The organism is Polaromonas sp. P1_G2, assembly GCF_056405515.1.
The window spans coordinates 1-449 of record NZ_JBFUBY010001162.1 but is presented as its reverse complement, the minus strand read 5'-3'; the positions used below and the strand labels follow the sequence as shown (position 1 = coordinate 449).

Below are 449 nucleotides of genomic sequence, written 5' to 3'. Positions count from 1 at the left end.
ATTTCAATCTTACCCTGAAGAAACTGCTCGCCGACCGGATCGACCTGATGCCGGTTTCGGAAAAATATTACGACAAGCTCAAGCGCGACGGCGTACATGTCGAGACCGTGCTCCTGCTGACCGAACAGATCTATTCGATCGCCTGCAACAAGAGCGTCGCCGACCAGGATATCGCTAAGATGCAGACGAGCCTCAACCGGCTGATCCATGACGGGACGCAGGATCGGCTCTTCAAACAATACGGGCTCGATCAGCAGAGCAACTGATACCGACAGCACTGCCGCGAACGGCACCCGAGGCGCAAAGCCGGTTGGGGTCACGCGCGGCTTTGCTGCAGGGCAATTGGACTCGGGTGCCATGCCGGTTCGCGACGCTTCACGATTACGTCTGGCCGGGATCCTGGTCAATTGAAACCGCGATGCTGCAAAAGACCATTTTTGGATGTAATC

Annotated in this window: 1 pseudogene; it reads left to right on the top strand. The window is 56.3% G+C overall.

What is annotated here, in order from left to right:
• A pseudogene (locus AC1D0P_RS29565) lies at positions 1 to 266 on the top strand (hypothetical protein); the annotation flags it as partial.
• Between the last annotated feature and the right edge of the window lie 183 nt (positions 267 to 449).